22 protein-coding genes are annotated in these 25,663 nt (G+C 70.3%); 10 read left to right on the forward strand and 12 right to left on the reverse strand.

Translation table 11 applies throughout. The annotated features are described in order from the left end of the window. Nucleotides 1-22 precede the first annotated feature (22 nt). On the forward strand, nucleotides 23-2,074 hold the full coding sequence (locus tag EIZ45_RS02090; RefSeq protein ID WP_043833210.1) for a M3 family metallopeptidase: 2,052 nt from the start codon (nucleotides 23-25) through the stop codon (nucleotides 2,072-2,074). 72 nt (nucleotides 2,075-2,146) lie between these two features. Here EIZ45_RS02090 and EIZ45_RS02095 read toward each other — a convergent pair whose 3' ends face one another. After that, nucleotides 2,147-3,319, reverse strand: a complete 1,173-nt coding sequence (locus tag EIZ45_RS02095) for a serine/threonine-protein kinase (RefSeq protein WP_134661512.1) — start codon at nucleotides 3,317-3,319, stop codon at nucleotides 2,147-2,149. Nucleotides 3,320-3,573: 254 nt separating this feature from the next. Here EIZ45_RS02095 and EIZ45_RS02100 point away from each other — a divergent pair, with 254 nt between their 5' ends. After that, entirely contained in the window at nucleotides 3,574-4,824 is a 1,251-nt protein-coding gene (locus tag EIZ45_RS02100; protein WP_205669761.1) for an MFS transporter, read from the forward strand. A gap of 251 nt (nucleotides 4,825-5,075) precedes the next feature. Then, the gene (locus EIZ45_RS02105) at nucleotides 5,076-6,794 is read left to right on the forward strand and encodes a glycosyl hydrolase family 18 protein (RefSeq protein ID WP_240690514.1); all 1,719 of its coding nucleotides are present in this window, start codon (nucleotides 5,076-5,078) and stop codon (nucleotides 6,792-6,794) included. Between the two features lie 82 nt (nucleotides 6,795-6,876). On the opposite strand, the gene EIZ45_RS02110 is transcribed toward EIZ45_RS02105, so the two are convergent. The 4 genes from EIZ45_RS02110 to EIZ45_RS02125 form a co-directional block, all read right to left on the reverse strand. Beyond that, the gene (locus EIZ45_RS02110; RefSeq protein ID WP_134661509.1) at nucleotides 6,877-7,869 is read right to left on the reverse strand and encodes a hypothetical protein; all 993 of its coding nucleotides are present in this window, start codon (nucleotides 7,867-7,869) and stop codon (nucleotides 6,877-6,879) included. Nucleotides 7,870-7,915: 46 nt separating this feature from the next. Next, entirely contained in the window at nucleotides 7,916-9,538 is a 1,623-nt protein-coding gene (locus EIZ45_RS46410) for a beta-ketoacyl reductase (protein WP_205669760.1), read from the reverse strand. Nucleotides 9,539-9,769: 231 nt separating this feature from the next. Further along, on the reverse strand, nucleotides 9,770-10,369 hold the full coding sequence (locus tag EIZ45_RS02120) for an AAA family ATPase (protein ID WP_134661508.1): 600 nt from the start codon (nucleotides 10,367-10,369) through the stop codon (nucleotides 9,770-9,772). 10 nt (nucleotides 10,370-10,379) lie between these two features. Then, complete coding sequence (locus EIZ45_RS02125; RefSeq protein WP_205669759.1) at nucleotides 10,380-11,186, reverse strand: MBL fold metallo-hydrolase; 807 nt, start codon at nucleotides 11,184-11,186, stop codon at nucleotides 10,380-10,382. A gap of 101 nt (nucleotides 11,187-11,287) precedes the next feature. Between EIZ45_RS02125 and EIZ45_RS02130 the strand changes: the two genes are divergently transcribed. Then, on the forward strand, nucleotides 11,288-11,722 hold the full coding sequence (locus EIZ45_RS02130; RefSeq protein ID WP_037805929.1) for a MarR family winged helix-turn-helix transcriptional regulator: 435 nt from the start codon (nucleotides 11,288-11,290) through the stop codon (nucleotides 11,720-11,722). On the opposite strand, the gene EIZ45_RS02135 is transcribed toward EIZ45_RS02130, so the two are convergent. Continuing rightward, the gene (locus EIZ45_RS02135; RefSeq protein ID WP_134661507.1) at nucleotides 11,646-12,284 is read right to left on the reverse strand and encodes a TetR/AcrR family transcriptional regulator; all 639 of its coding nucleotides are present in this window, start codon (nucleotides 12,282-12,284) and stop codon (nucleotides 11,646-11,648) included. The two genes, EIZ45_RS02130 and EIZ45_RS02135, sit on opposite strands and share 77 nt — an antisense overlap. Nucleotides 12,285-12,376: 92 nt before the next feature. On the opposite strand from EIZ45_RS02135, the gene EIZ45_RS02140 reads away from it, so the two are divergent. Further along, nucleotides 12,377-13,438: a Gfo/Idh/MocA family protein gene (locus tag EIZ45_RS02140; protein ID WP_134661506.1), complete on the forward strand. Its 1,062-nt coding sequence runs from the start codon at nucleotides 12,377-12,379 to the stop codon at nucleotides 13,436-13,438. Between the two features lie 141 nt (nucleotides 13,439-13,579). Here EIZ45_RS02140 and EIZ45_RS02145 read toward each other — a convergent pair whose 3' ends face one another. Beyond that, the gene (locus EIZ45_RS02145; protein ID WP_134661505.1) at nucleotides 13,580-14,569 is read right to left on the reverse strand and encodes a malate dehydrogenase; all 990 of its coding nucleotides are present in this window, start codon (nucleotides 14,567-14,569) and stop codon (nucleotides 13,580-13,582) included. 554 nt (nucleotides 14,570-15,123) lie between these two features. Here EIZ45_RS02145 and EIZ45_RS02150 point away from each other — a divergent pair. Further along, nucleotides 15,124-15,762 (forward strand): DUF4360 domain-containing protein, encoded by a 639-nt coding sequence (locus EIZ45_RS02150; RefSeq protein WP_134661504.1) that lies wholly within the window; start codon nucleotides 15,124-15,126, stop codon nucleotides 15,760-15,762. A gap of 37 nt (nucleotides 15,763-15,799) precedes the next feature. Here EIZ45_RS02150 and EIZ45_RS02155 read toward each other — a convergent pair whose 3' ends face one another. Then, nucleotides 15,800-16,237, reverse strand: coding sequence for a MarR family winged helix-turn-helix transcriptional regulator (locus EIZ45_RS02155; protein ID WP_134661503.1), 438 nt, complete (start codon nucleotides 16,235-16,237; stop codon nucleotides 15,800-15,802). Between the two features lie 103 nt (nucleotides 16,238-16,340). Between EIZ45_RS02155 and EIZ45_RS02160 the strand changes: the two genes are divergently transcribed. Continuing rightward, a complete protein-coding gene (locus EIZ45_RS02160) occupies nucleotides 16,341-16,727 on the forward strand; it encodes a nuclear transport factor 2 family protein (protein WP_134661502.1) in 387 nt (128 codons plus the stop codon). Nucleotides 16,728-16,821: 94 nt separating this feature from the next. Here the strand turns inward: EIZ45_RS02160 and EIZ45_RS02165 are convergent, their stop codons facing one another. Further along, a complete protein-coding gene (locus EIZ45_RS02165; protein ID WP_134661501.1) occupies nucleotides 16,822-17,667 on the reverse strand; it encodes a WD40 repeat domain-containing protein in 846 nt (281 codons plus the stop codon). 262 nt (nucleotides 17,668-17,929) lie between these two features. On the opposite strand from EIZ45_RS02165, the gene EIZ45_RS02170 reads away from it, so the two are divergent. Together EIZ45_RS02170 and EIZ45_RS02175 are read left to right on the forward strand one after the other, a co-directional pair. Further along, nucleotides 17,930-18,358, forward strand: a complete 429-nt coding sequence (locus EIZ45_RS02170; protein ID WP_134661500.1) for a hypothetical protein — start codon at nucleotides 17,930-17,932, stop codon at nucleotides 18,356-18,358. Between the two features lie 361 nt (nucleotides 18,359-18,719). Continuing rightward, nucleotides 18,720-19,670 (forward strand): aldo/keto reductase, encoded by a 951-nt coding sequence (locus EIZ45_RS02175; protein WP_134661499.1) that lies wholly within the window; start codon nucleotides 18,720-18,722, stop codon nucleotides 19,668-19,670. Between the two features lies 1 nt (nucleotide 19,671). On the opposite strand, the gene EIZ45_RS02180 is transcribed toward EIZ45_RS02175, so the two are convergent. The 3 genes from EIZ45_RS02180 to EIZ45_RS02190 are packed head-to-tail and all read right to left on the reverse strand — an operon-like array spanning nucleotide 19,672 to nucleotide 25,292. Next, entirely contained in the window at nucleotides 19,672-21,759 is a 2,088-nt protein-coding gene (locus EIZ45_RS02180; RefSeq protein WP_134661498.1) for an FUSC family protein, read from the reverse strand. Then, nucleotides 21,756-24,854 carry a GH92 family glycosyl hydrolase gene (locus tag EIZ45_RS02185; RefSeq protein WP_134661497.1) on the reverse strand — a complete coding sequence of 1,033 codons (3,099 nt, stop codon included), beginning with the start codon at nucleotides 24,852-24,854 and terminating at the stop codon, nucleotides 21,756-21,758. The genes EIZ45_RS02180 and EIZ45_RS02185 overlap by 4 nt, the downstream gene beginning before the upstream one ends. A gap of 39 nt (nucleotides 24,855-24,893) precedes the next feature. Beyond that, a complete protein-coding gene (locus EIZ45_RS02190; protein WP_134661496.1) occupies nucleotides 24,894-25,292 on the reverse strand; it encodes a GNAT family N-acetyltransferase in 399 nt (132 codons plus the stop codon). A 55-nt stretch (nucleotides 25,293-25,347) separates the two neighbouring features. Between EIZ45_RS02190 and EIZ45_RS02195 the strand changes: the two genes are divergently transcribed. Then, entirely contained in the window at nucleotides 25,348-25,593 is a 246-nt protein-coding gene (locus EIZ45_RS02195) for a hypothetical protein (RefSeq protein ID WP_134661495.1), read from the forward strand. Nucleotides 25,594-25,663: the final 70 nt, after the last annotated feature.

Raw genomic sequence — 25,663 nt, forward strand, 5'->3', positions numbered from 1 at the left:
AGAACCAGGAGCGCAAACCCGAATGATTTCCCCGGACAACCCGTTCGCCGTCCCCAGCGATCTGCCCTACGAGCTGCCGCCGTTCGACCGGATCGCCGACGAGCACTACCGGCCCGCCTTCGAGGCCGGGCTCGCCGAGCACGCGGCCGACGTGGAGCGGATCGCCGACGACCCGGCCGAGCCGACCTTCGAGAACACGATCGCGGCGCTGGAGCGAGCGGGCGCGCTGCTGACCCGGGTGTCCGGCACGTTCTTCAACATCTCGAGCTCGAACGCGACCGAAGAGGTCCAGGAGATCCAGGCCGAGCTGGCTCCGAAGCTGGCCGCGCACGAGGACGCGATCCACCTGAACCCGCGGCTGTTCGCCCGCATCGACGCGCTGTACCAGAAGCGTGCGGAGCTGGGCTTGAACGCGGAGGAGCTGCGGCTGCTGGAGCGCCGGTACACCGACTTCAGCCGCGCGGGCGCCGGGCTGCCCGAGGAGGACCAGGCGAAGCTGCGCGCGCTGAACGAGCAGCTTTCGACGCTGCAGACCCGTTTTTCGCAGAACCTGCTGCGGGACACCAACGATCTCGCGGTCGTGCTCGACGACGCCGCGGAGCTGGCCGGGCTCGGCGAAAGCGCGATCGCGGCGGCGGCGCAGACGGCGGCCGAACGCGGTCTCGAGGGCAAGTACGTGCTGACCCTGACGCTGCCCACCGCGCAGGCGGCCGTGGCGTCGCTGGAAAACCGCGCGGTGCGCGAGCGCGTCTTCACCGCTTCGGTGTCGCGGGGCAATCGCGGCAACGAGTACGACAACAACGCCATCGTCGAGGAGATCACCCGGCTGCGGGCCGAGCGGGCCGCGCTGCTGGGCTACCCGAACCACGCGGCGTACGTGATCGCGGACGAGACGGCCAAGACCGTCGAGGCGGCGGGCGGGCTGCTGGAGCGGCTCGCGCCGGTGGCGGTCGCGAACGCGCGCACCGAAGCCGCGGAACTGCAGAAGCTGCTGGAAGCCGACGTGCCGGGCGCGACGCTGCAGCCGTGGGACTGGGCGTTCTACGCGTCGAAGGTGGAGCGCGAGCGGTTCCAGCTGGACACCGCGGCGCTGCGGCCGTACTTCGAGCTGGACCGGGTGCTGCACGACGGCGTGTTCGTGGCCGCGAACCGGTTGTACGGCCTGACTTTCACCGAGCGGAACGACCTGCCGAAGTACCACCCGCAGGTGCGGATCTTCGAGGTCTTCGACGCCGACGGCAGCGGGCTCGGCCTGTTCCTGATGGACTACTACACCCGCGACTCCAAGCGCGGCGGCGCGTGGATGAACAACTTCGTGGACCAGTCGCGGCTGCTCGGGCGGCGCACGGTCGTGGTCAACGTGCTGAACGTGACCAAGCCCCGCGAGGGGGAGCCGACCCTGCTCTCGCTCGACGAGGTGCGCACCGCGTTCCACGAGTTCGGGCACGCGCTGCACTCGCTGCTGTCCGGCGTCGAGTTCCCGACGTTCACCGGCACCAACGTGCCGCGCGACTTCGTCGAGTACCCGTCGCAGGTCAACGAGATGTGGATGCTGTGGCCGGAAATCCTGGCCAACTACGCCAAGCACCACGAGACGGGGGAGCCGCTTCCCGCCGGGCAGGTCGAACTGCTGGAGGCCGCGCAGCAGTACGGCGAAGGCTTCCGCACGACCGAGTACCTCGCCGCGGCGCTGCTCGACCTCGCGTGGCACAAGCTCGGCCCGGACGACCGGGTGGAGGACGTGCAGCGGTTCGAGGCCGCGGCGCTGGAAAAGGCGGGCGTGGCACTGGAAAGCGTGCCGCCGCGCTACCGGACGACGTACTTCAACCACGTGTTCTCCGGCGGCTACAGCGCCGGGTACTACTCCTACATCTGGAGCGAGGTGCTCGACGCGGACACCGTCGAGTGGTTCACCGAGAACGGCGGCCTCAAACGGGAGAACGGCGACCACTTCCGGTCGACCCTGCTGGGCCTCGGCGGCAGCGTCGACCCGATGGAGGCCTTCGCGACCTTCCGCGGCCGCGCACCGGAGATCGAGCCGCTGCTGAAGCGCCGAGGGCTGGCGGGCGCGTAAGCTGGGTGTATAACGACCTATACGGCGGGGCTGGGGAGACCGGCCCCGCCGTTGGCGTTTCGGGGGAGAGGTTCAGCCGACGGCGATGTTCGGCAACCACAGCGCGAGCAGCACGGCGAATGTGACGACACCCGCGCCGATGGCGATCGGCGAGGAGTGCCGGATCGGCCAGGTGCGCGGCCCGACTCCCACGAGGAATGCGATTCCCCCGGCGATCAGCGCCGGGGGAAAGACGGCATCTGCCCAGGTGTCGGCGTGCGTCGCGCCGCTCAGGGTGATCATCGTGACCAGGACGGCCATCGCCACGCCGAAAGCGGACGCGACGGTCCCGGCGATGATCCGCGGCCGGTTCGTCGGCTGCCCCGGCGGCCCAGGCACCGGATCGACCGGCTGCTGAACGGTCTCCACCCGGGTTTCGCGCCGCGGCGAGGCCGCTTCCGCCGCCAGTTCCCGGGCTTCGGCGAAGGACGGGCGGCGGGCGGGGTCTTTCTCCAGCAGGCGGGTGATCAGCTCGGCCAGCGGACCCGCGCGCCGGGGCGGCGGGGGCTGGTGGAACAGGATCGCGGCCATCGTCGCCTTGGCGGTGTCCCGGGCGAACGGGGAGACACCCTCGACGGCGTGGTACAGCGTCGCACCCAGGGAGAACAGGTCGCTGACGGCGCCGTTGCCGCGGTCTTCGAGCCGTTCCGGGGCGGTGTATTCGACCGAGCCGATGAACATCCCGGTCGAGGTCAGCTGGGTGTCGGCGTCGTGGGCGGCGATCCCGAAATCGGTGAGCAGCACCTCGCCGCGTTCGGTCAGCAGCACGTTGGCGGGCTTGACGTCGCGGTGCGCGATGTCCGCGTCGTGGGCGGCGGCGAGCGCCTCGATCAGCGCCGCCGCGACGGGGGCCGCTTGTGCGGGGGAGAGCGACCCGGCGGCGATGCGGTCGGCCAGCGACTGGCCCTCGACCAGGCGCATCACGATCCACGGCACCCCGTCCTCGGCCACGACGTCGTGGACGGCCACGATGTGCGGGTGGTCGCGGAGCCGGGCGGCGTGCCGGGCCTCGCGCTCGGCCCGCTTGAGGCGGCCGGCCCGCTCCGCCTCGCTCGACGACGGCGGCAGCCGCAGCTCCTTCACCGCGACGGCCACGCCGAGGGTTTCGTCCCTGGCCCGCCACACCCGGCCGAAACCGCCGGACCCGAGTTCGCTGATCAGGCGGTAACGGCCGCCGATCACCGCGTCCGGTCGCCCCTCGGCCATGCCCACCGTCCTTCTCCTTGCGCCGTTCGCGGCCACGCCAGCGTAGAGAAGGCAGGCGCGTTCCGGGGGCGAACGGCCGTTTCTCGGCAGCCGAGCGCGCTGACCTGCGCCGAAGCTGAACCCGGCTCATCGCGCAACCGGCTCTTCGTCGGATCGGCGCAATCCGGGAGCCGACTGTCAGTGGATCCGACGAAGCCGCGGAGGGGGTGCATGACCACACAATGCGGCGTCGCCGAATCAAGGAGGATCCGACGGTGAGCATTCCGAGTTCCGCCCCGGTCGTGAAGCGGACCGAACGGACCACGTTGGCGCTGCTGGTCGGCGTCTTCATCATCGACTACATCGACCGCGTCATGATCGCGGTCGCGCTGCCGCTGATCGGCGCGGAGTTCGGGCTGTCCAAGACCACGCAGGGGCTGGTCGTGTCCGCGTTCGCGATCGCGTATCTGGTCGGGCAGATGCCGGGCGGGCTGCTCGCGGACCGCGTGGGTGCGCGGCCCTTGCTGGTGATCTCGCTGGTGGCCTGGTCGGTGTTCACCGCCGCCACCGGGTTCGCTCCCGGGCTGGTCGTGCTGCTGGTGCTGCGCGCGGCGTTCGGGTTCGCGCAGGCGTTGTTCCCCGGGGCGGCGTTCAAGGCGCTGGCCGAACGCACGACGCAGGAAGGCCGCAGCCGCGGCGCGGGACTGCTGCTCGCGTCCAACTCGGTCGGTGCCGGGCTCGGGCCGCTGCTGGTCGCGCCGCTCGTGGTCGCCGCGGGCTGGCGGCACACGTTCTGGATCGTCGCGGTGGCCGGGCTGATCGTCGGCCTGGCGCTGTGGCGGCTGCTGCCTCCGCCGCTGCCGCGCGAGCTGACCGAACCCGAGGCGCGCGTCGCCCCGGTGAAGGTGCCGGTGTCGCAGGTGCTGCGGAACCGGCTGGTGATCCGCTGCGCGGCGATGTTCGCCTGCTTCAACATGCTCGCCTACGGCATGATCACCTGGGTTCCGTCGTACCTGGTCGAGACCAAGGGGCTTTCGCTGGTCGCCGCGGGGATCTCGGCGGCGATCCCGCAGCTGGTGAGCGCGGCGGCGGTGCTGATCGGCGGCTGGCTGATGAGCCGGTACTTCGACCGCCGGCCGCGCTGGCTCGTGGTGCCCGCGCTCGTCGCCGCGGCCGGGGTGCTCGTCGCGATGCTGCTGTCGGATTCGGCGACCGGGTTCACCGTGCTGCAGACCGTCGCGATGTTCATCAGCGGCCTCGCCTCGATCGGCATCGTCGGGCTGCCGCTGCGGGTGCTGCCGCGCGACCTGGTCGGCGCGGGGATGGGCCTGGTCAACACCGGCGGCCAGCTCGCCGGCGTGCTCGCGCCGCTGGTGATGGGCTGGCTCGCGGACCGGTTCGGGTTCGCCGCGGCGTTCGGCTTCCTGGCGGTGTCGACGCTGGCCGCGGCGGCGATTTCGCTGACCACCCGCTCGACCCAGCTCTCGCTCGGCGCGCCGGTCCCGGCGAAGGAGCAGGTGGGCTGAGGCGGGTCTCGTGAATGCTCATGCCGGTGAGAACCGGCATGAGCACTCACGAGCGCTGGCCGGGCTGCGGGCGCACCGGACCACTGACCTCGGGTGGCGCCCGACGATCCGACCCGGCCGTTCGGCCGCATTAGTGGTCTAGACCTTGACGGGTGACTGGTCCAGTCCAATTCTGAGAAGGTTCCGGCCGTGCGCCGCCGCCGCACGGCCCCTTTTTCGGCACTGGAGCCCGCATGCGACGAAGAAGTCACTTGTCACGATTGTCCGCTGTCCTGGCCGCCGCGGCGGCTCCGCTCGGAGTGCTGGTCGCCACCGCGGCGCCCGCGCACGCCGCGACCCCGTTGCCGAACCACGTGTTCGCGCCCTACTTCGAGTCCTGGAACGGCCAGAGCCCGGCCGCGATGGCCCAGGAAGCGGGCGTCAAGCACCTGACGATGGCGTTCCTGCAGACCGCGTCCTCGGGTTCGTGCACCGTCCTCTGGAACGGCGACGCCAGCATGCCGGTGTCGGACTCGACGTTCGGCGCGGACTTCCGCACCATCCGCTCGCGCGGCGGGGACGTCATCCCGTCGTTCGGCGGCTACACCGCGGACCACAACGCCACCGAGATCGCCGACAGCTGCACGAACGTCGACCAGATCGCGGCCGCGTACGAATCGCTGATCACCACCTACGACGTGCCGCGCCTGGACATGGACATCGAGGACAACTCGCTGACCAACTCCGCGGGCATCGACCGCCGGAACAAGGCGATCAAGAAGGTCCAGGACTGGGCCGCGGCCAACGGGCGCCAGCTCCAGATCTCCTACACGCTGCCGACCACCACGAGCGGTCTCACCAGCGCGCTGGACGTGCTGCGGAACGCGGTGTCCAACGGGGCCAAGGTCGACGTGGTCAACCTGATGACTTTCGACTACTACGACAACGCCACGCACAACATGGCGCAGGACACCCAGACGGCGGCGGCCGGGTTGGTCTCGCAGCTGGCGTCGCTGTATCCGGGCAAGACGCAGGAACAGCTGTGGGGGATGGTCGGCATCACCGAGATGCCGGGCATCGACGACTTCGGCGCCGCGGAAACGTTCACCACGGCCGACGCGGTCACCGTCTACAACTGGGCGGTGTCCAAGGGCATCGACATGCTGTCGTTCTGGGCGCTGCAGCGCGACAACGGCACCTGCCCCGGCACCGGCGCACAGGACACCTGCTCCGGCATCCCGCAGGACAAGTGGTACTTCAGCCACACGTTCGCCCCCTTCACCGGCGGAACTCCGGTGCCGGGCAACGACTTCTCGGTGACGGCGAGCCCAGCCTCGGCTTCGGTCGACCCGGGCGGTTCGGCCACCGGCAAGGTGGCCACCGCGGTGACTTCCGGTACAGCGCAACAGGTTTCGCTTTCGGTGAGCGGCGCGCCCGGCGGCGTGACCGCGTCGGTCAGCCCGACGACAGTCAAGGCGGGGGAGAGCGCGAACCTGTCGATCACCACGACCGCCGCGACTCAGCCGGGCGTCTACCCGCTGACGATCACGGGCTCGGTCGCGGGCGGCGGCAGCCACACCGCGACGTACACGTTGACGGTCAACGGAACCAGCCCGACCGGCAGCGTCGTCAACGGCAACTTCGAAACGGGAGCGCTCAGCCCGTGGAGCGGCGGGACGGTCGTGTCCTCGCCGGTGCACTCCGGCAGCCACGCACTGCAGGTGTCGCCGACGGCGTCGACCACCGGGGAAGCGACGCAGAACCTGACGCTCGCGCCGAACCACGCGTACACCCTGACCGCGTGGGTCCAGGGCGGCTACGCCTACGCCGGCGTCCGCGGGGGAGCGACGGCCAGCTCGTGGACCGCCAACTCCAGCTGGACCAAGCTGACCATCCCGTTCACGACCGGCTCGTCCGGCGCGGTGACGTTGTACGTCCACGGCTGGTACGGCCAGAGCGCGATCTACGCGGACGACATCTCCGTCGCCTGATTAGTGTATAACGACCTATACGGCCGGGCGCTGAGCGAAAAAATCCGCTCAGCGCCCGGCTTGCGTTTCAAGAAAAAAACGCTCAGGAAAGGGCCGAGATCAATCCGCGGTACAGCCGGTACATCGGCTTCGGGGTGTAGTCGTCGGTGAGGACGCCGAAGTTGTCGAACGGGCTGGGGGAGCCGGTGACGTCGTCGCGCAGGGCGAACATCTCGTAGCTGGCGACGTTTTCCGTGACCCGATCGTGGTTGACCGCCAGGATTTCCGTGGTCAGCGCGCGGGCCTGGTCGGCTGGCGTGCGCTGGGCGGTGTGGGTCGCCCAGCCGTTCTCCGACACGCGGATCGGCACGTCGCGGCCGAGGCCGGCGATGGGCATCTCCTGGGTGCGGACGGTGTGCAGGGTCTGGTGGACGAACCCGGCCAGGTCGGGCACCGGCGGGATGCCCGGCAGCCCGGCGTCCGGGTAGAGGTCGACGCCGACGAAGCCGACCGAGCGGCTGAACTCCGCTCCGCCCAGATGGGCGAGGTGCTGCCAGAACTGCGTGAACGGCTGGGTGTAGGCGACCTCGTCGAACCCGATCTGCAGCCGGTCGAACCCATCCCGGTCCGCGGCCTTCTTGCCGGTGATGACGCCCTGGACGAGCGCGGTGTCGCCGTTCGGCTGGGGCACCACGTTCTGCTCGAGGGTGACCGAGATGGTGTCGGCGATCGGACCGTAGCGGTGCACCGTCTTGTCCACACAGGACTGCCATTCCGGCATGCTCTCGCCGGAGTAGCTGAGCACGACGTCGAGGCGGCGGCCCGGGGCGAGGTACTGCATTTCGTCGTCGGGGAAGGCGCTGCCGCAGCCGAGGTAATCGCGGAGCAGGAACGGCCGGTGCCCGGATTGCAGCTGTGCCAACGCTTTCCGCACCTCGGCCGGATTGTCGGGTTTGCCGGTGGTGGACCCGCCGCCCGCGTAACCGCCCGGGTAGATGCCGAAGGTCAGCGGCATCGGCGCGGCGTCGGCGACGGCCGGGACGAGCATGGCGAGTCCGGCGGTGAGAGCGGCGGCTGCGAGCCGGAGTTTCTTCATGGCGCTGAGTATTGGGGTTCTCCGCGCGCGAACCCGATGACGGATGTCATCTTCCGGCCGGGACACTCGTCAGCAGTGTGGGGAAAGGGTCCAGGGGCGGGCGGATTTGTTCGGCGGGTGACGCGCCGGGGCCGAGCAGGACCGGTTCGTCGCTGCCGAGTGCGGCGTCGAAGACAGCGGGATCCCATCTGCCCCACGCGATCGACACCGCGGGCAGCCTGTGCGCGCGCCGGTGGGTGGCGAGGGCGTCGAGGAACCGGTTAGCGGCGGCGTAGCTCGCGCCGGATTCGCCGAAGGTTCCGGCTAGGGACGAGAAGAGCACGAACGCCGACAGCGGCAGGTGTTTGGTCGCTTCGTGGAGGACCCAGGCGGAATCGGCTTTGGCGCGCAGGACCGGGTCGGGGCATTCGGGGGTTCGCACGGCCGCGAAGGGGTCGTCGAAGACCGCGGCGCAGTGGATGACGGCGGTCAGCGGCGGATTGCAGGACGCGATGAGGCTTTCGACCTGACCCGGGTCGGCGGCGTCGATGGCGGCGATGCGGACGTCCGCGTCGAGATCGGTCGGGCGGCGTTCGGCGGCGGGGCCGCTGCGGCTCGCCAGGACGAGGCGCCGGACGCCGTGCTCGGCGACGAGGTGCTCGGCCAGCAAGGTGCCGATCCGGCCGGTGCCGCCGGTGACGAGGACGGTGCCGGACGGGTCGATCGGCCGGGCGGCGGAAGGCGTGGCGGGTGTGACCCGGAAGACGTGCGGGACGCCGTCGCGGATGGCGAGCCGGGGTTCGGTGCTGCCGCCGACGAGGTCGAGGATCTGGGCGGCGGGGGTCGGCCGGTCGACGTCGACGGCGGTGACCTTGACGGCGTTGAGGAGGCCCCAGGCGGCGGCGCTCACGAGATCGGGATCCGGTCCGGTGGCGTTGGTCGTGACGACGAGCCGATCCTCGCGGGGGCGCAGGGCGTCCAGCGTGAGGGAGTGGATGTCGTTGCTCGCGGGGATTTCGAGGATTTCCGCTTCGCCGGGCCGCGCTGGGACGGGGACCCAGCGGGGGCGATACAGCAGGGTTTCGGCGGGCAGGTCTACTCGTCGCGCGCCGCTCCCGGCGAAGACCTCGGTCCAGGCGACGGGGATGCCCGCGGTGTGCAGCCGGGCGAGTTCGGCGAACAACTCGCGGACGGAGGGTGGCGTGAGGTCCAGGACAAGGCTGGTGTCGTCCCAGGGCCTTCTGGTTACGCGGGCGACGGCTTCCGGGCGGAGACTCCAGGAGTCCAGCAGACAGCACAGTGCGGCCTGGAAAGCGAAGAGCCAGTCCTGGTAATCGCCCAACATCGTGTCGAAGGTGTCGGCGAAGAGCGGAAACCGTTGCGAGAACTCGGTTTCTCGGCCCGGGGCGAGTTTGCTGCCGCGGGAGACGAAAGTCAGCCGGGGACGCTCCAGCACGGGCTCGCCGGGCGTCTGGCCGCTCGCGACCGCTTCGAGAGCGGTGCGGTCGCCGGCTGGAATGTGGACGCGGAGCGCGCGCGGGGTCCGGGTCGCGAGGGAGTAGGCGAGGTCGAGGTCGGATTCCGTGCTGTCGAGGAGGCCCGCGGCGAGGGCGCGCAGGGCAACGCCGTCGCTCGCGCTGAGCAGCCAGGGCGGCGTGGGGAAGTCCGTGCGGGCAACGGGTTCGGGCATGGGAGTCTCTTCCGGAAGGACCTGCGCGGATCGGGGAGTGCGGAAAGCGGGCCGTTGGCGGGCGCTCGCTGCGGACTGGTCTGTCGCTCGTCGTCGAGAATCAGGAATGAGCCGGAATCGGCTGCGATTTCCGCGGCGGCGACACCGGGCCCGGTGCGCGCGGTCCGCCCGGAAAACGGCGGCCGGACCGCGTCGGCTCTGTGTCCTGGCACTCCTCGACATATACCGCGCTCAGGCCGGGCCGGGCGGCAGGCTTCCCGTTTGGTCCCCGTTCCGTGCACTCGGTACCTCCGCCGCTGCTCGGCGGGCAACGATTTCCGCGACCCTCGCGCACGTTTCGTCCGGGTCGAGGTGTTCGGTGTCCAGCACTGTGCACTGTGGACGGAGCGGAAGATACTCCGCGACGTGGTCGTGGATGCGGTCGAGCGCGCCCGGACCGCCCAGCTCGGCCATCGCTTCGGTGGCCGCGTGCGCGCCGCGCGCGGCGAACCGGGCCTTCGCCTGCGGCCGGGGCGCGGCGAGCACGATCTCGACGTACTCGCCGCCGGCCGCGCGGGCCGCCTCCTCGAACCGCTCGGCCTGCTCGACGCGGGCCACCAGCTGCGGCATGACGACGTCGTGCCCGGCCCGCAGATGCGTTTCCGCCATGGCGAGCGCGAGCCGGCGCGCGGCGGGAAGCGTGTCCCGGAACGCGGTCCGCCAGCCGCCGATCATCATGGCCACCTGGTCGGCGTCGAGATCGAGCACTCCCGGGTGGAGGTCGGCGTAGCGCCGCGCGACGGTGGATTTCCCGATGCCGGACGGGCCGTTGAGGTGGATCAGCCGGGCCATCCACCCGACCCTAGCGGTCGAGCGGCTGCCAGCGGCCGTCGCGGACGTGCCCGAAGACGACGTCGGCGAAATGGTTTCCGAAGCCGATCGTGCCGGGCTCGGCCAGTTCCGCGACGAGCTTCCGACGGTGGCTCGCGGCCTCGACCGGATCGTGGTCGTAGACGCAGGACCAGTCCGGGTTTTTGATCTGGATCGGCGAATGGACGGCGTCGCCGAAAGCGATCAGCCGTTGCCCGCCGTCGGTGATGACGTACTCGGCGTGTCCCGGCGTGTGCCCGGCGGCGAAGCGCACCTGGACGCCGGGAAACACTTCCTGTCCGTCCGAGATCGTCCGGACCTGCGGTGCCATCGCGTCGCTCTCGCGCTGTGCCCACTCTGGTTCCGTAACCAGATATTCGGCGTACGCGAACGCGGGTCGCAGCGCCCAGCCGATGTGGTCGGAGTGCAAGTGCGTGAGCGCCACTGCCTCGACGTCTTCCGGTTTGCGCCCGAGCGCGGCCAGGTTGTCGAGCAGGGCGCCGCCGTACAGCACGCCGTTCGGCGCGCCTGGCTCAGCAGGCACCGTTTGCGGCCCGAAACCGGCGTCGATCAGCAGCGCCCGGCCATCGCGTTCCACCAGCAGTCCGCCGATGCTCGCGACGAGGTAGCCGTCGTCGTCCAGGTACTCCGGGTGCGCGGACCAGGTCTCGGCGGTGCTGTCGGGCAGCCATAGCCGCGGGTTCCCTTGCACCGCCCCGTCCGGCACGTAGGACACCTTCGTCTCGCCCAAGTGGATTGTGCGGCTCTGCGCGGGCCTGCGCAGTCGGTCGTCGAGCACGGTCTTGTTCCCTTCCCTCGGTCTTCTCCGACCATAAGCATCAAGCTAGAAACATTCAAGCTCTAATTATTCTGGCTTGATGGAGTTGCTAGGATGGGCTCATGACGGAATCCCGGGCGGTCGCCGAACGCGAGCTGTGCGGTCTGGTGAACGGGCTGGCGCAGCAGATCGCCGACCACGTCCGCGAGCGCGCGGTGACGCTGGGGCTGACCGCCCCGCAGGCCACCGCGCTGCGCGAGCTGACCGGCCCGATGACGATGCGCGAACTGGCCGAGCGGATGAGCTGCGAACCGTCGAACGCCACGTTCGTCGTGGACAAGCTGGAAAAACAGGGGCTGATCGAGCGGCGCGCGCATCCGACCGACCGGCGCGCCAGGCATCTCGTCCTCACCGAGGACGGCACGGCGCTGCGCGAGCGGCTGCTCGAACTGCTCACCCGGGATTCGCCGCTGGCCGGGCTCAGTCCGCAGGAGCAGCGGGTGCTGCAGGGTCTGCTGGAGCAGGCGATCGTGCCGGGCGCAGGCCGTCGAGGATGATGCGGAGGTTCCGCCGCCACTGGTCGTCGCCCGGGACGAGGCCGATCGTGTGGTCCGGCGGGATCGCGGTGGCGAGCGCGAACGGGACGTCCCGCCAGTCGACGTCGGCGCGGAGGGTGCCGGCCTGTTGCGCCCGCTCGACCAGCTGTCGCACCGCCCGCTGCAGCCGGGTGATCCGTTCCTCCAGGTCGAGGCGTTCGCCGCGGCCGGAGAGGGCGTCGTGCAGTCCGCAGCTGGCCGCGCGGAGTTGGATGTAGGTTTCGGCGAATTCGGCGAATCCCTGCCACGGATCGGGGGAGTCGAGCACGCACGCGGCGCGGTCGGTCATCTCGTCGATGGTGTCGGTGAGGATGGCGGCCAGGAGCGCGTCCAACGACGGCACGCGCCGGTACAGCGTGCCGAGGCCGACGCCTGCGCGCTGTGCGATGTCGCGGGTCGTGACCGCGAGTCCTAGCTCGTCGAGCGCTTCGCGGGTCGCTGCCACCAACCGCTCGACGTTGCGCTGTGCGTCGGCGCGCGGTCGGCCTTGGGCGAGCAGCGCTGCGACGGCGGAGTCCGGCATTCCCGCAGTCTAAACCAAGCGGGTCACTCTGTTCCGCTTCTGGTAGCTTGGCGGAAACGGAACAACGTGACCCGTTTAGTGGAGGTGGGGACTTGACCAAGCCGATCGGCGTCGGAATCCTCGGAGCGAACCCGGATCGGGGCTGGGCCGCGCGGGCGCACATTCCCGCCATCGCTGCGTCGCCCAGCTTCTCGCTTGCCGCCGTCGCCACCACGCGCACCAGCAGCGCGGAAGAGGCGCGCGCCCGGTTCGGTGCGCGGCATGCCTTTACTGACGCCCGGAGTCTCGCCGAGCACCCTGACGTCGACTTGGTTGTCGTGACGGTGAAGGTGCCCGCGCACGTTGAGTTGGTGACGGCTGCGCTCGAGGCAGGCAAGCACGTCTACTGCGAGTGGCCGTTGACGACGACCGCAGACGAAGCCGCCGCGCTGGCTGCGGCGGGGGAGCGGGCCGGAGTGCACACGGCGGTGGGCCTGCAAGCGCGGTTCTCGCCGACTGTCCGCCGGGCTCGCGAGATGCTCGGGGAGATCGGCGAGGTGATGTCCGCGACCGTCTACAGTTCGCGCGGCAAGGGAAACACTCACGACGTTCCCGGTTGGACGGCTTACACCTACGACCGCCGCAGCGGTGCCGGGCTGGTCGAAGTCCTCGGCGGGCACACGCTCGATCTGGTGCAGTACCTGCTCGGGCCGATCCGCGAGTTGACCGCCCGGACCGCGATCCGGAACGGCTCGCATCGCGTCGCCGAAACGGGGGAGCCGATCGACGTCACGGCACCGGATCACTTCCTCGCGCACGCCGAACTCGACGGCGGGGCAGTGGTGTCCGTCCACCTGCACGACGGGGAAGCGGCGATGCCCCGGACGCGGATCGAGATCGCGGGCACCGAAGGAAATCTCGCGCTGACATCCGCGCCGGAGACCGACCCGTGGGCCGCGCAGCTGCAGATCGGTGGGCTGGAACTGCGATTGTCCCGCCCCGGCAGTCCGGAATGGACGGTGGTTCCGGTGCGCGATCCCAGCGAGTTGCCAGTCCAGGCGGCGAACGTAGGCCGGGTCTACGACCACCTGGCCGAGGACCTCCGCGACGGGACGCACACGGTGCCCGACGTCGCCACCGCCCGCCGACTCCACGAACTCCTTTCAACTGTATAACGACCTATACGGCGGGCGATCGAAAAAACAGCCACAGCGCGAGACGCAAGTGCATCTCGCACGTCCAAAACCACCGCACAGGACGCGAAAACGAACGATGGCCGCCCTGAAAACCGGGGCGGCCATCGCGGAAAACGAACCTCAGATCAGGCCCAGCTTGCGGACCGCGTCGCGCTCCTCGGCCAGTTCGGCCACGGAGGCGTCGATGCGCGGGCGGGAGAACTCGTCGATCTCCAGGCCCTGCACGATCTCGTACTTGCCGTCCTTCGCGGTGACCGGGAAGGAGGAGATGAGGCCCTCCGGGACGCCGTAGGAGCCGTCGGAGACGACGCCGGCCGAGGTCCAGTCGCCCTCGGGGGTGCCGTTGACCCAGGTGTAGACGTGGTCGATCGCGGCCGACGCGGCGGAGGCGGCCGAGGAGAGGCCGCGGGCCTCGATGATCGCGGCGCCGCGCTTGGCGACGGTCGGGATGAAGGTGTCGGCGAGCCACGCCTCGTCGTTGACGGTCTCGGCGACGTTCTTGCCGTTGACCTCGGCGTGCTGCACCGACGGGTACTGGGTGGCCGAGTGGTTGCCCCAGATCGCGACCTTCTTCAGGTCGGTCACGGCCACGTTCAGCTTCTTGGCCAGCTGGGCCAGCGCGCGGTTGTGGTCGAGGCGGGTCATCGCGGTGAAGCGCTCGGCGGGCACGTCGGGGGCGTGCGACTGGGCGATGAGCGCGTTGGTGTTGGCCGGGTTGCCGACCACGAGCACCTTGATGTCGTCGGCCGCGCCCGCGTTGATCGCCTCGCCCTGGGGCTTGAAGATGCCGCCGTTGGCCTCGAGCAGGTCGCCGCGCTCCATGCCCTTGCTGCGCGGGCGGGCGCCGACCAGGAGGCCGATGTTCGCGCCGGAGAAGGCCTGCTTCGGGTCGTCGAAGATGTCGATGCCGGCGAGCAGCGGGAACGCGCCGTCGTCCAGTTCCATCGCGGTGCCCTCAGCCGCCTTGACCGCCTGGGGGATCTCCAGGAGCCGCAGCTTCACCGGGGTGTCGGCGCCGAGCAGCTGACCGGACGCGATGCGGAACAGCAGCGCGTAGCCGATCTGGCCGGCCGCACCGGTGACGGTGACGTTGACAGGGGCTTGGGTCATTGCGCTTCTCCAGCTTGAGACGACTTTGGCTAGTACCGAGGATGCTAGCCCTACCGGCGGGCGTCGTCCGGGTGCGTCCAGTCACGGTAGCCAGGATCACGTTCGCGTCCCGGACGATCCGCCTTAAGTCGTGGGGCGAAGGGCGTAACTCGAGATCACGATCGAGTTGCGGGCGCGCGCGGTCGCGGCGGGCGTGCGGGCGCCGAGGTTCGGGTCGGACGGCGACGGCCGGGGCGGTCCGCCGAATCGCCCCGGGAAGCGCGGGTCGGCGAGGTAGCGGGCGCGGCGCGTGAACTGTCCTGATTGCCCCGGTTTCCGCGGTCTTTTTCGCCGGATTGTCCGGACCTGCCGGGCCAGCAGGTGCTGTGTCGTTTATTTTTGAATCATTTTTGTTGATTCGTCAATTGTCCATAATAGCTTTTGTCAACGGCTTGTGAACACGTTGCTGTGCACAGCTAAGCAATGGCGTTGCTCCATTCAGTGGGACTAGCCGCACAGTTGTTGCGCTACCCTGTCGAAACCCCCACCCACCCGGAAGTAATGGGAAGGAACCCATGCTTGCCACGATGGCCGCTGCTCTTTTGGCGCTTTCTTCGACAATTGCCCCGCAGTCTTGGCCGCAGAATCCGCCGCCGGACAAAATTATCATCGACGTGGCGACCGTGAACGGGACCGGCTGCCCGCCGGACACGGCCGCGGTTTCGGTTTCCGCGGACAACACCGCGTTCACCGTCACCTACAGCCAATACACCGCGCAGGTCGGCGTCGGCGCGCAGCCGACGGACTTCCGGAAGAACTGCCAGATCGGCCTTCGCGTGCACGTGCCGCAGGGGTTCACCTACGGGATCGCCTCGGCGGACTACCGCGGGTTCGGGCACTTGGAAAACGGCGCGTACGGCGTGGAGCGCGCGAACTACTATTTCCAGGGGAACTCGCCGACCGCGTACGCGACGCATCGGCTCGACGGGTTCTACGACAATGACTGGCAATTCTCGGATTCGACCGACATCGACGCGATTATCTACGAACCGTGCGGGCAGGAGCGGAACCTGAACATCAATACGGAATTGCGGGCGTATGCCGGCACTTCGGATCCGGCGAAGACGACGAGCTTCCTGACGATGGACTCGACGGACGGCAGCGTCCAGACGGTTTACCACTTCGCCTGGAAGACCTGCCCGGAAACCCGGTAACTGCGGGACGCGGACCCGTGAGCGCTTCCTCGGGCGCTCACGGGTCCGGCTGCGCGACGTTTTCCGCGAGCCTGCCCAGCAATGCGGCCAGGGTCGCGATTTCGTCGTCGGTGAACCCGCGGCGCATCCGTTTGTCGTGCGCGATCGCGGCGTCGGCGAGGCGGTGGAAGGTGCGTTCGCCGTAGCCGGTCAGCTCGACCTGGTGCACGCGCCGGTTTTCTGGGTCGCGGGTGCGGGTGAGCAGGCCGGCGGTTTCCATGCCGTTGAGGTGGTGGGTGAGCGTCGCGCCCTGGATGCCGACGGCGTCGGCGAGTTCGCGCTGGCTCGCGTGCTGGCGGGTTTTGAGCGCGATGAGGATCTGCCAGACCGGCTGCGATCCGCCGACCTCGGCGAGCGCGCGGTCGAACGCCTGGCCCGCGGTCTTGGCGGTGCGGGCGAGGAGAACGCCGAGCGGCGGGGTGGCGGGTCGGGGCACGGAGAGGACGGTACCGCAGGTTCGTCGAACTCTAACCGTTTGACGACGAACGATTCGATATCTAACGTTTGTGGTGTCTCATCGATCGGCACTGGAGGACACCATGGATGCTGCGGAGATCTCCGACCTGGGCAAACGCTGGGCGGCCGCCGAGGTCGCGGGCGACACGGAAACCTTGAGCGGCCTGGTCGCCGACGGATTCCGGCTCGTCGGACCGCTCGGATTCGTGCTCGACCGGCAGCAGTGGCTGGACCGCTACCAGTCGGGCGCGCTGGCGACGCAGCGCCTCGACTGGCGCGACGTCGAGGTGCGCGTCCACGGCGACACGGCGATCGCGATCGGCGTACACGACCAGGAAGCGACCCATCAGGGCAACCGCGTGGACGGCACCTTCCGGGCGACCCACGTGCTGGTGCGCGGCGAGGACGGCTGGCGGATCGCGGGGATGCACCTCAGCCCGATGGGCGCGCCGCCCGCTTTCGCCCGCTGACCCGGGGCGACGGACCGTGTGGCTCGGAGTGCCGCCTAGCCCAACGGCGTCGGGTCCGTGTCCCGAGGGCTCCGTCGCGGCATGTGGTGCGGGGTCAGGGTTTGCGCCACAGGTGCACGGTCGTGTCCGCGGTCGAGCCGGTAGTGGTGGCGATGGTTTTCCGGTCCGGGCTGACCGCGAAGCTGAGGATTCCGGGGAGACTGGCTCCGTCCTGGTTGCCGTCGAGGTCCCGGACCGTGACGGTTCCCGCCGCGAGCGCGAGGAGGTGCTGGTCGTCCAGCCCGGCTGAAGCCATGAAGACGTAGGCTTCCCTCATTTCCCCGTAGGCGGGAGCCGGGGCCAGGGAAAACGCCGGGCGCAGCTGCTCGTGCGTGGCGGTGTCCCACTGCCGCACCTGCGGCGGTGCGCCGGCTCCGGCGCTGGTGGTGATCAACGTCCGGCCGTCCGGCCGGAAGGCGAGGCAGCAGATCGGCTCGGTCTCGGAGAAGACGATCGGTTTTCCCGCTGTCTTGAGCGAAGCTGTGTCCCACAGGTCGAGCTGACTGGTGTGGGCGGAGTGGCCGTCCCACTGGTAGACGGCGAGGGTGCGTCCGTCGGGGCTGAATGCCGAGACCCGGAAGGCGGCTGGCGTGTCGATGCTGCCGATGCGGGTGCGGTCGGCGACGCGCCACAGATCGGTCCTGCGCGGGGAGGCCATCGGCACCGCCGCGACGCTGCCGTCGGGGCTGAGCTCGGGCCAGGCGCCGCCGCGGTCGATGTTCTCGAGCACGAGGGGTTCGCCGATTTCCCGGCCGGTTCGCGAGTCCCAGGTGCGCGCCGTGAACTGGTTGTCTTTGACCTGCGCGGTGACCAGGGTGATGCCGTCGGAGCGGAAGGTCATGCCGGGCAAGCCGGTTTCGGGGAAGGGGCCGATGCGCGGGCCGACCGGTTTGCGGGTCACGACGTCCAGGACGTCGATGGTGAAGTCGGCGTTGGCCGTCGCGAGGAGCCGGCCGTCGTGGTTGAACGTGACGTACTGCGGATGTCCGCGCGCGACGAGGAAGCCGGATTCGGTGAGCGGCGACGGGGGTGCGGGCGGGGGTGCGGGCGGGTCCGGCCACGCGATCCAAGCGGCGAGTCCGGCGATCGCCAGGGCGAGCGCGCTGATCAGGATCCGCCGACGCGGGGCGGCACGTCGCGGGGGGCGGCGGGGTGTCCGCGACTTGGTAGATCACCGAGTCGTCCAGCGGCATGTGCTGGCCGTCGAGGAACTGGGCGAGTTCGGCGGTTCGTTCGGCGACGAGTTTCTCGACGGCGGGCGGCCACGGGTCCGCGGACGGCCTGAGCGTTTCGAGCAATTCGGCGGCGGTGGGCCGGTCGGCGGGGTTTTCCGCGAGGCATGGGCGGAGCGCTTCGGGAAGCGCGGACTTCGCGGCGAGAAGGGTGCCGAGCGCGAAGACGTCGTCGGCCGGGTCGTCGCCGGTCGCGCGGGCGATGAGCCTCGCTCCGCTGCTGGTGAGCCGGATGTGGGACGGCGTCAGCTTCCCGTGCGCGAGTCCGGCGCTGTGGAGCTGGGTCAGGTCGGCTGCGATTCCGGCGGCCAGCCGGAGCACCGCGGGTTCGGGCAGTGCGTCGGGTACGTCCCGCAGTGAGGGGCCGGGCACGAATTCTTGTGCCCACCAAGGTGTGGACGCGTCCGGGTCGGCCTCGAGCACCGCGCTCAGCGCCGCGGTTTCGGCGGACTGCCGGGGCACCAGCGTGAGCGCGACCAGACGGTCGTTCGGTCCGCTGCCGAGCAGGACTCGGGTGGTCTCGTCCCGGGCCAGTTCCGCGAGCACTCGGTACTGACCCAGCCAGAGCGGGTCGTCGACCGCCGGTCTTCTCATCAGCTGCCTCCCCAGAAAGCTGTGCGAGAAGATCGATCCTGCCAGGTTTGCGGGCGCGCGAGGTACGAGCGGGCAGAATCGCTCGCCGTCACGGGCATCGGCGGGCGGGGAGTGCTTGAATGCGATCATGGTCGCACTTCGCACACTGGGCTCATCCGACCTCGCCGTCTCCCCGCTGTGCCTCGGCGGGAACGTGTTCGGCTGGACCGCCGACGAACCGGCGTCGTTCGCGGTGCTGGACGCCTACGCCGAGGCGGGCGGGAACTTCCTCGACACGTCGGATTCGTACATGTACCACTTCCCGGGCAACGAAGCCGGGCAGTCCGAACGCATCATCGGCAAGTGGCTCGCCTCGCGCGGGAACCGGGACGACGTGGTCGTGGCGACGAAGGTCGGGGACCACCCGGAGTTCAAAGGGCTTGCGCCGGCGAACGTCAAGGCCGCGGCCGAGGAGTCGTTGCGGCGGCTGGGGATCGAGCGGATCGACCTGTACTACACGCATTTCGACGACGAATCGGTTCCGGTCGAGGACATCGTCACTGCGCTGGACGAACTGGTGAAGGAAGGCAAGGTCCGCGCGATCGCGGCGTCGAACATCAGCCCGGAGCGGCTGGCCGCGTCGCTGGAGTTCTCCGACCGCGAGGGGCTGGCGAAGTACGTGGCGCTGCAGCCGAAGTACAACCTCGTCGCGCGGGACGAGTACGAGAGCGAGCGGCGGGGGATCGTGCAGCGGCACGGGGTCGCCTGCGTGCCGTATTTCGGGCTGGCGTCCGGGTTCCTGACCGGCAAGTACCGTCCGGGCCAGCAGGTGGACAACATCCGCAACCTGCCGGGGCTCGCCGGGGGTTACGCGGACACCGAGCACGGCGTGAAGGTGCTCGCGGCGCTGGAGGAGGTCGCGAAGGCGCGCGGCGCGGAGATGGCGACAGTCGCGTTGGCCTGGCTCGCGCAGCAGCCGACGGTGGCCGCGCCGATCGCGTCCGCGCGCACGGTCGAGCAGGTGCCCGCGCTGGTCGCGATGCACGACGTGGAGCTGAGCGACGACGAACTGCGGATTCTCGACGCCGCCTCCGCGTAGGTCAGCTGTGCCGCGGCGGGTCCTGCGCGCCGACGCCCAGCACGCGGCCCAGCGCGATCAAGCCCTCGTCGAGGTGGCTCAGGCTGGACAGCACGGCGCGGGTCTCGGCCTCGTCGATCCGGTCGGCGACCGGGGTGCCGTCGTCGCGGACGAGTTTCCGCGGCCGCGTGCCGCCGGGGTTGCTGACCGCCTCGTGCACGAGGTCGACGTTCGCGATGATCCGGCCGGCGAACTGGTCCAGCCGTTCCGAGACCGGTCCGGCGAGCTGGCCGGGCTGCGCGCGGGCGGCCACGTGCCGGGCGCGGAAGGCGATGCCCTCCAACGTGGTCAGCACGTGCCAGCCGTAGTCGCGGCGGGCGCTGCGCAGGTTGATCGGGTGGGTGAGCGGTTCGATGGTCAGCCGCACCTGCTCGACCGCGCGGTCGAGGTCGCGGGACATCTCGATGATGTTCACGTTCTCCCGGCCGGAGAGCAGGGTCGCGGCTGACTCGATGAACTCGTGCAGTTCGTCGAGCGCGATCGCGATGTCGTCCAGCATCACCGCGCGCGTGCGGACCGGCAGCACCACCACGGCGGCGAGCAGCCCGCACGCCGCGCCGACCGCGGTTTCGGCGACCCGGATCCACAGCACCTCGATGCTGAACGTGCCGAGCAGGCTGTAGAGCAAGCCGAGCATGCTGGTCACGAAGAACGCCATCAGGAACTGCGAAACCCGCGCGGTGTAGACCATGCCGAACACGCAGACCAGCAGCAGCGCGAGGATCGCCGGGGTGTTCCCGCTGACCAGCAGCGCCAGCGCGACGCCGCCGACGATGCCCAGCAGGGTCCCGCCGGTGCGGCGCATGCCTTTCACGAACCGCGCGCCCGCGCTGGAGGTGCCGATGAACACGACGAACACCGTCAGCACCGCCCAGTACCAGCGCTGCGGCGAGATCAGCTGCCCGGCCAGCACGGCGAGCCCGCCGCCGAGCACGGCCTGGATCGCGCCGCGGGTCTGGTTGTCGTAGGCGAACGCCTTGGTCGGTTCGTCGTCCTCGTCCTCCCCGACGGAGAAGTCCACTTCGGACTGCAGGCTGGCGATCCGCTGCGCCCGGTCGTCCGCGACGGCCAGTTCGGCGATCGCGCGGCGGACGCCGTCGCCGGGGTGCGCGCGTTCGTCGATCCGGCTGCCTTCCACGAGCATCCGGCTGTACTCGCCGGTCTCGCTGATCAGCGGCAGGTCGCGCGGGTCGCGTTCCATCAGCGACCGGAACCGGGCCAGCCGGGCTACGAGATCGTCCGCGACACCCTCGGGCAGCGGCTGCGAGCAGGTCCGGCGCACGGTGATCACCAGCCACTGCACGGCCAGTTCGACCTCGATCACCCGGCGGCGCAGCTGGTCGGCGCGGCGGTCGTCGACGACGTCGGGAGCGTGGTCCTCGATGAGCAGGACCACCTCGTGCAGCCGCTCCACCGAGGTGCGGATCTGCCGGTCGCTGCGGTCCGAACCGCCGGAGGAGATGTACGCCTCGGTCGCCCGCACCGCCGCGCCGAGCCGGGCCCGGAACGCCTGCCGGTAGCGGATCAGCTCGCTTTCGGCGTTGCGGCGCAAGAGAAGGAACCGCACGACGGCGTTCGCCGCGACCCCGATCGCCAGCGCGAGCAGCAGGTGCGGCACCTGCGCGAGGTGCGCCTGCAGGAACATCGGGAAGAAGAACAGGAAGAACGCCATCGACCCGAGCGCGATGCCGCGGGCGCCGAACCGCTGCACGTACACCGCGACGAAGATCAGCAGCACGAACACGATGCTGTCCGCGGGCGCGTACGCGGAGCCGAAGCACGCGGCGGTGATCGACGCGGCGCCGACCACGAGCGCGAGCAGCAGCGTGACGGCCTGGCCGCCGCTGGTGGCGTCGTTGACGGTGAACGCGCTCATCATCGCCGCGATGGCCGCGACGAGCGTCGTGGTGAGCGGGAAATGCAGCGGCAGCATCGCGAGGACCGCGATGACGATGCCGAGCACTGCGGACGCGGCGAGCCGCAGCCGGACGAGCCCGGGGTCGGCCGCCGCCAGCCGGTCGAGGAAGGCGTTGCGCACGTCGGTGATCATCGGGCCAGCAGCTCCCACTGGGCGAGGGCGGCGCGCCGCCGCGTCGAGGCGCGGACCCGCAGCCGGTAGTGCCGGCACGCGGCGGGTTCGGCGAGCACGAACGGCCGGGTCTGGCGCCGCCACCGGAACACCTCGCCGGAGCGTTCGTCCAGGGTCCGCCACCGGTGCCCGTCGTCGGAGCCTTCGAGCACCCAGTCCGTCGGATCGCCCGCTCGGCTGCCGGAGGTGAGCGTGTAGAGGACGACCTCGCGCGGCTCGCCTTCGACGGCGAACGCGATGGTCGGCCTTGGCGTGCGGAAGACGGCTTGGGTGCGGCTGGTGTTGTCCGCCAGAACGCCGTGGACAGTGCGGACGGCGAGGTCGCGCAGCGGAGCGGGGGCGGCCGGGTGGACCGGTTCCGTGCCCCAGTCGCCGGGTTCGGCGCGGACGTCGAACTCCAGCACCGCGCCGCGCGCGAGGACCGCGTGCGCGAGGGTGGCCGAAGGGTGCGGTTCGCCGTCGACAGTCAGGCCGTGCACGTACGGCGTGTCGGCCACGCTGTCGGCGGTCGCGGCGCGGGGTGCTCGGATCACCAGGTCCTTTCCGTTGTCGAGGTGCACGGTGGCGGAGCGGAACAGCGGAGCGCACACCGCGTACCGCGGGCTGCCGACGGCCAGCGGGTAGAGACCGAGGGCGGTGAAGACATACCAGGCCGACATTTCGCCGTTGTCCTCGTCCCCGGGATAGCCCTGGCCGAGTTCGCTGCCGACGTACAGCCGGCGCAATACCTCGCGGACGGTCCGCTGCAGTTTCGCCTGCGCCCCGGCGAAGGCGTAGACGAACGGGATGTGGTGCGAGGGCTGGTTGGAATGCCCGTATTGGCCCATCCGCACGTCGCGGGCCTCGGTCATCTCGTGGATCCGGCCGCCCTGGCCGGTTTCCGGGAGCCGGAAGAACTCGTCGAGTTTCGCCTCGAGACCCGCCGGGCCGCCGTGGAGCGCGGCGAGACCGGGACCGTCGTGCGGCACGGAGAACGCGGTGTTCCAGGCGTTGGTCTCCACGTAGTCCGGACCCCACGCCGTCGGGTCGAATCCTTCGGCCGCGTGCCGCCAGCCGCCGTCGAGGGTGCGGCCCTGGAAGAAGCCGGTCCGCGCGTCGAAGTGGTTGGCGTAGTGCTGGGCGCGCTGGCGGAAGTAGACGGCGTTGTCGGCGAACCGGCGGGCCCGCGCGCCGCTGCTTTCCCGGGCGAGCGCGTCGGACAGGTTGGCGAGGCCGAAGTCGTTGAGACAGCCTTCGAGCGCCCAGGACAGGCCGCCGCGCGTCGAGGTCGGGGTGTAGCCGAGGAACGCGGAGCGGCCGAGACCCTTGCGGCCCACGCCTTTGCGCGGAGGGGTGACGGTGGCGTTCTTGAGCGCGGCGTCGTAGGCGGCCTCGACGTCGAAGTTCGTGACGCCCTTCAGGTACGCGTCGGCGAACGCGACGTCGGAACTGGTGCCGGTCATCAGGTCGGCGTAGCCGGGGGAGGACCAGCGGGCGATCCAGCCGCCTTCGCGGTACTGCTGCACGAAACCGTCGATCATCCGGCCGCACTGGCGCGGCGCGAGCAGCGCGTACGCGGGCCAGGCGGTGCGGTAGGTATCCCAGAAGCCGTTGTTGACGTACAACTCGCCGTCCACGACCTTCGCGCCGGTGCGCCGCCGCGTGCTCGGCCGGAAACTCCGCACGACCGGGCTCGCGTGCCGGATGCCGCGCGGCGTGTTCTCGTGCGCGACGTTCGGATACAGGAACAGGCGGTAGAGACACGAGTAGAAAGTGGTCAGCTCGTCCTCGGACGCGCCTTCCAGCTCGACCCGGCCGAGCGCCTCCTGCCAGCGTTCCCGCGCCCGGTCCCGGACCTGGTCGAACGTCGTGCCCGCCGGGATTTCCAGCGCCAGATTGCGTTTTGCCTGCGCCAGGCTGATCAGCGACGTCGCGATCCGCAGCGTCACCTCGGGCTCGGCGAACTCCAGGCTGCCGGTCACCGTCCGCCAGAACGGCCGCCGGATCCGCCCGCCACCGGAGGGCCGCTGGTCAGCCTCGGCGTAGACGAACATCCGCCGTGCGCCGGTCGACAGCCCGCTCCGCACCCACGTGTGCCCGGTGACGATCCCGCGCTCGGCGTCGATCCGGATGCCGCCGCGGTTGCGGGCGTTGTCGAACAGCACCCAGCCGCGTTCGGCCGGGAACGCGAACCGGAACATCGCCGCGTGCTCGGCCGGCGCGAGCTCGGCGGTGATGCCGTCGCGGAACTGCACGCGGTAATGGTGCGGCCGGTCGGTCTCGTCGTCGTGGCTGAACGCCAGCGAACGCCGCCCGCGGTCCGGCTCGACCGGTCCGGAGCCGGGCATGAGGTGGAAGGTGTGCCGGTCGCCCATCCACGGACTCGGCTGGTGGCTGAGCCCGAACGCCTGCAGCCGCGGTTCGTTCCGCTCGTCGTTGTGCCGGTGGTAGGAGTAGAACCAGCTCAGCGCCCGCGCGTCGGTGACCGGGGTCCAGAAGTTGAACCCGTGCGGGACCGCGGTGGCCGGGAAGGTGTTGCCGCGCGAGAACTCGTCGCTGGAATGCGTGCCGCGCGTCGTGCGGACCCAGTCGACTGGATCTTTGCGCTCCGGCGGATGCTCGGCGATCCGGACGTCGTCCAGCCAGCCCGTTCCGTCGCCGTCGAACGCGGTCGTCAGCAGGATCCGCCGCACCCGCCGTCCGGCGAACGCGTTCAGCGGACGGCGCACCAGGTTCCACTGGTCGACGTAGAGCGCTTTCTCTTCGGGGGCGAACCCGGCGCGGCTGCCGTCGTCGAACTCGACATCGAGCGCGACCCGCGTGCTGCGGTAACTCGGCACCGGACCGTCGGAAGCCGGGAAGACCACATACGACAGTGCACTGTGGTCAGTGACCGGAATGTCCACCTCGAACAACACGACCGGCGGCCCAGCCTGGTAGCGCAAGGCTTTCGCCCCGGTGAACCCGACGCCGGTCTTCGCGGTCGGCGACCGCTGCGGCCCGCTGTCCACCCGCGCCCCCGCGACCGGCTGCGGATCGCCCGCTTCGAACGAGGAGAAGAACGCAGCCGTGGTCACGCCCCCACGGTAATCGCTCCCGCACCGGCGCGCGCCGGATCAGCTCGCGGTGAGCCGGATCAACCCCGCGTCAGTGGAGGTGAACCCGCAGGCGCCGAAGTAGAACGGGCGCAGGCGCGGTTCGAAGTCGACGTGCAGCCACTCGCAGTCCGCGTCCCTCGCGGCATCCCGCGCCCGGCGGACGAGTTCGGTGCCGATGCCGCGGTGCTGCCAGTCCGCGTGCACCTTCGGGTCGAGGAGGAACGCGTGGTCGGCACCGTCCCAGGCCAGGTTCGCGAAGCCGACCAGCTGATCGCCGTCGTGGGCGCTGACCCAGCCGAGACTGTGCTGCCTCGCTCGGTTCCACCAGCCGGGTTCCGCGTCTCCGCCGTGCGCTTCGGTGAGAGCGACGAGCTGCGCGTCGGCGAGGTCGGCTCGCCAGGCGTAGGTGATCTCCATGACGCGACGCTCCCACGGGTTTCGGCGGGCGAGCCACCGAATAAGCCGGGGCGGCGTGCTCTCTGCCGAGCTCCCGCCCCGCTGGAAACACGACGAAGACCTGAACATCCGCTACCCGGGCCTCCGCACCCTCACCCACGACCCGGCCGACTGGACCGGCTTCGGCGCGGTCACCCTGGACGAAATCCTGCCCCACGAGCACGGCTGCAGCCACGAGATCGGCTTCCTCGCCGGATCGCTCACAGTCGTCAGCCGCGACCTGACCGCGGCCTGGACCGAAGCCGACTGCCCGGACAAGTAGCCGGACGCGCCGCAGGCCAGGCGCCCGGAACGGATCCGGGCGACCTGGCCTGCGGCGGGTAGGAAAATCA

The organism is Amycolatopsis sp. CFH S0740, assembly GCF_004522315.1.
Classification (GTDB): Bacteria; Actinomycetota; Actinomycetes; order Mycobacteriales; family Pseudonocardiaceae; genus Amycolatopsis; species Amycolatopsis nivea.

What these genes read in the sequence shown, in the direction of transcription:
- EIZ45_RS02090 (WP_043833210.1), top strand. Translation starts at nt 23, where the DNA reads ATGATTTCCCCGGACAACCCGTTCGCCGTCCCCAGCGATCTGCCCTAC.
- EIZ45_RS02095 (WP_134661512.1), bottom strand. Translation starts at nt 3,319, where the DNA reads ATGGCCGAGGGGCGACCGGACGCGGTGATCGGCGGCCGTTACCGCCTG.
- EIZ45_RS02110 (WP_134661509.1), bottom strand. Translation starts at nt 7,869, where the DNA reads ATGAAGAAACTCCGGCTCGCAGCCGCCGCTCTCACCGCCGGACTCGCC.
- EIZ45_RS46410 (WP_205669760.1), bottom strand. Translation starts at nt 9,538, where the DNA reads ATGCCCGAACCCGTTGCCCGCACGGACTTCCCCACGCCGCCCTGGCTG.
- EIZ45_RS02120 (WP_134661508.1), bottom strand. Translation starts at nt 10,369, where the DNA reads ATGGCCCGGCTGATCCACCTCAACGGCCCGTCCGGCATCGGGAAATCC.
- EIZ45_RS02130 (WP_037805929.1), top strand. Translation starts at nt 11,288, where the DNA reads ATGACGGAATCCCGGGCGGTCGCCGAACGCGAGCTGTGCGGTCTGGTG.
- EIZ45_RS02135 (WP_134661507.1), bottom strand. Translation starts at nt 12,284, where the DNA reads ATGCCGGACTCCGCCGTCGCAGCGCTGCTCGCCCAAGGCCGACCGCGC.
- EIZ45_RS02145 (WP_134661505.1), bottom strand. Translation starts at nt 14,569, where the DNA reads ATGACCCAAGCCCCTGTCAACGTCACCGTCACCGGTGCGGCCGGCCAG.
- EIZ45_RS02150 (WP_134661504.1), top strand. Translation starts at nt 15,124, where the DNA reads ATGCTTGCCACGATGGCCGCTGCTCTTTTGGCGCTTTCTTCGACAATT.
- EIZ45_RS02160 (WP_134661502.1), top strand. Translation starts at nt 16,341, where the DNA reads ATGGATGCTGCGGAGATCTCCGACCTGGGCAAACGCTGGGCGGCCGCC.
- EIZ45_RS02175 (WP_134661499.1), top strand. Translation starts at nt 18,720, where the DNA reads ATGGTCGCACTTCGCACACTGGGCTCATCCGACCTCGCCGTCTCCCCG.
- EIZ45_RS02180 (WP_134661498.1), bottom strand. Translation starts at nt 21,759, where the DNA reads ATGATCACCGACGTGCGCAACGCCTTCCTCGACCGGCTGGCGGCGGCC.
- EIZ45_RS02190 (WP_134661496.1), bottom strand. Translation starts at nt 25,292, where the DNA reads ATGGAGATCACCTACGCCTGGCGAGCCGACCTCGCCGACGCGCAGCTC.